The organism is Pseudomonas sp. NPDC098747 (genome assembly GCF_044760045.1).
Lineage (GTDB): Bacteria > Pseudomonadota > Gammaproteobacteria > Pseudomonadales > Pseudomonadaceae > Aquipseudomonas.
Genome location: NZ_JBIWAL010000100.1, coordinates 6476 through 9504 on the forward strand (window position 1 = coordinate 6476; position 3029 = coordinate 9504).

2 protein-coding genes are annotated in these 3029 nt (G+C 60.1%); both read right to left on the minus strand.

Annotated elements, in window-relative coordinates; translation table 11 throughout:
- Positions 1 to 83 precede the first annotated feature (83 nt).
- The gene (glyS, locus tag ACIQVE_RS28625) at positions 84 to 2138 is read right to left on the minus strand and encodes a glycine--tRNA ligase subunit beta (RefSeq protein WP_402815179.1); all 2055 of its coding nucleotides are present in this window, start codon (positions 2136 to 2138) and stop codon (positions 84 to 86) included.
- Positions 2135 to 3007, minus strand: coding sequence for a glycine--tRNA ligase subunit alpha (gene glyQ / locus ACIQVE_RS28630; protein ID WP_402815181.1), 873 nt, complete (start codon positions 3005 to 3007; stop codon positions 2135 to 2137). The genes glyS and glyQ overlap by 4 nt, the downstream gene beginning before the upstream one ends.
- Between the last annotated feature and the right edge of the window lie 22 nt (positions 3008 to 3029).

Below are 3029 nucleotides of genomic sequence, written 5' to 3' on the forward strand. Positions count from 1 at the left end.
AATCAAACGACTACAACAAAGATAAACACTCTTAATAAAACACTAACACAACAACAAGAAAAAACAATATAAACAGCAATCCCTCAACCCAGCAGCGAAATGTCGGCAACGCCCAGGAACAGGCCACGCAGACGCGCCAGCAGCGCGTAACGGTTGGCCCGCACTTTGGCGTCGTCGGCATTGACCATCACCGCGTCGAAGAACGCATCCACCGGCTCGCGCAATGTAGCAAGGCGTGTCAGCGATTCGTTGTACTGGCGCGCCGCAGCCATTGGCTGTACAGCCTGGTCAGCCTGCTGGATCGCCGAGTACAGCGAGAACTCGCAGGCGTTGTCGAAGTACTTGGCTTCAACCACGCTTGGCACGGCGCCTTCGACTTTGCTCAGCAAGTTGGAAACACGCTTGTTCACCGCCGCCAACGCTGCCGCTTCCGGCAGTTTGCGGAAGGCTTGCACCGCTTGCACACGCTGGTCGAAGTCCAGCGCCGAACCCGGCTTCAGGGCACGTACCGACAGGTACGTGGCGACATCGACGCCTTCGTCTTCGTAACGCGCACGCAGACGGTCGAAGATGAATTCCAGTACCGACTCATTCAGGCCGGCAGCCTTGACCTTGGTACCGAACGCATTCACGGCGAAAGCCACGGCGTCGTTCAGATCCAGATCCAGTTGTTTCTCGATCAGGATGCGCAGCACGCCCAGTGCCGCACGGCGCAGGGCATACGGGTCTTTGCTGCCGGTTGGCAGCATGCCGATACCGAAGATGCCGACCAGTGTGTCGAGCTTGTCGGCGATTGCGACGGCTGCACCGGTCAGGGTCGCAGGCAGTTCAGCACCGGCACCGCGTGGCATGTACTGCTCGTTCAGCGCCAGCGCGACGTCTTGCGGCTCGCCGTCATTGAGGGCGTAGTAGTAGCCGGCGACACCTTGCATCTCCGGGAACTCGCCGACCATTTCGGTGGCCAGGTCGCACTTTGACAGCAGGCCAGCGCGGGCAGCCCACGAAGCGTTGCCGCCGATGCGTGCGGCGATGTAAGCCGCCAGTTTCGATACGCGCTCGGCCTTGTCATAGACGCTGCCGAGTTTTTCCTGGAACACCACGTTCTTCAGGCGATCGTTGAACACTTCGAGCTTCTGCTTCTTGTCTTGCTTGAAGAAGAACTCGGCGTCGGTCAGGCGTGGACGAACCACTTTCTCGTTACCAGCGATGATCTGCTGCGGGTCTTTGCTTTCGATGTTGGCCACAGTGATGAAGCGTGGCAGCAACTTGCCGTCGGCATCCAGCAGGCAGAAGTACTTCTGGTTGTCCTGCATGGTGGTGATCAGCGCTTCTTGCGGCACGTCGAGGAAGCGTTCCTCGAACGAGCACACCAGCGGCACCGGCCATTCAACCAGCGCGGTCACTTCGTCGAGCAGCGCCGGCGGCACGATCGCGGTGCCTTCCTGACGGGTCGCCAGCTCTTCGGTGCGCTTGCTGATGATCTCGCGACGCTCGTTGGCGTCGGCCAGCACGTAAGCGGCACGCAGGTCGGACAGGTAGCTTGCCGGCGAACCGATGCGCACGTTTTCCGGGTGATGGAAGCGGTGACCACGGGAATCACGGCCAGCCTTCTGCGCGAGGATGGTGCAATCGATGACCTGGTCGCCGAGCAACATCACCAACCATTGGGTCGGACGCACGAATTCCTCTTTGCGCGCACCCCAACGCATGCGTTTCGGGATCGGCAGGTCGTTCAGCGAATCTTCGACGATGGTCGGCAGCAGGCTCGCGGTCGGTTTGCCGGCGATGCTTTGGCTGTAACGCAGTTTCGGGCCGCTCTGATCGATTTCGCTCAGATCGACGCCGCACTTTTTGGCGAAGCCCAACGCTGCCTGGGTAGGATTGCCGTCGGCATCGAAAGCAGCCTGACGTGGCGGGCCGTCGAGGTTGATGCTGCGATCCGGCTGCTGGGTGGCCAGCGCGGTAATCAGCACAGCCAGACGACGCGGCGCGGCGTAGACGGTTTTTGCTTCATAGCTCAGGCCGGCAGCTTGCAGGCCCTTGTCGATACCGGCGAGGAACGCGTCAGCCAAAGTGTTCAATGCTTTGGGTGGCAGTTCTTCGGTGCCCAGTTCAACCAGAAAATCTTGCGCACTCATTGTGCAGCCTCCAGCTTGGCCAGTACTTCGTCACGCAGGTCCGGGGTCGCCATCGGGAAGCCCAGCTTGGCACGCGCCAACAGGTAGGCTTGCGCAACGGAACGCGCCAGGGTGCGTACGCGCAGGATATATTGCTGACGCGCGGTCACCGAGATTGCCCGGCGCGCATCCAGCAGGTTGAAGGTGTGCGAGGCCTTCAGGACCATTTCGTAGCTCGGCAGCGGCAGTGGTTGGTCGAGTTCGATCAGGCGCTTGGCTTCGCTTTCATAGAAGTCGAACAGTTCGAACAGCTTGTCGACGTTGGCGTGTTCGAAGTTATAGGTGGATTGCTCAACTTCGTTCTGGTGGAACACATCGCCGTAGGTGACTTTGCCCATCGGGCCGTCAGCCCAGACCAGGTCGTAGACCGAATCCACGCCTTGCAGGTACATGGCCAGACGCTCGAGACCGTAGGTGATTTCGCCAGTCACCGGGTAGCACTCGATACCGCCCGCTTGCTGGAAGTAAGTGAACTGAGTCACTTCCATGCCGTTCAACCAGACTTCCCAGCCCAGACCCCAGGCGCCGAGGGTCGGCGATTCCCAGTTGTCTTCGACGAAGCGAATATCGTGGACCAGCGGGTCCAGACCGACATGCTTGAGGGAGCCCAGGTACAGCTCCTGGAAGTTGTCCGGGTTCGGCTTCAGGACTACCTGGAACTGATAGTAGTGCTGCAAACGGTTCGGGTTTTCGCCGTAACGGCCGTCAGTCGGGCGGCGGCTTGGCTGCACGTAAGCGGCGTTCCAGGTTTCCGGGCCGATGGCGCGCAGGAAGGTCGCGGTGTGGAAAGTGCCGGCGCCTACTTCCATATCGTAGGGCTGATGTACCACACAAGCTTTCTGGGATCAGTAT

What these genes read in the sequence shown, in the direction of transcription:
- glyS (WP_402815179.1), bottom strand. Translation starts at nt 2,138, where the DNA reads ATGAGTGCGCAAGATTTTCTGGTTGAACTGGGCACCGAAGAACTGCCA.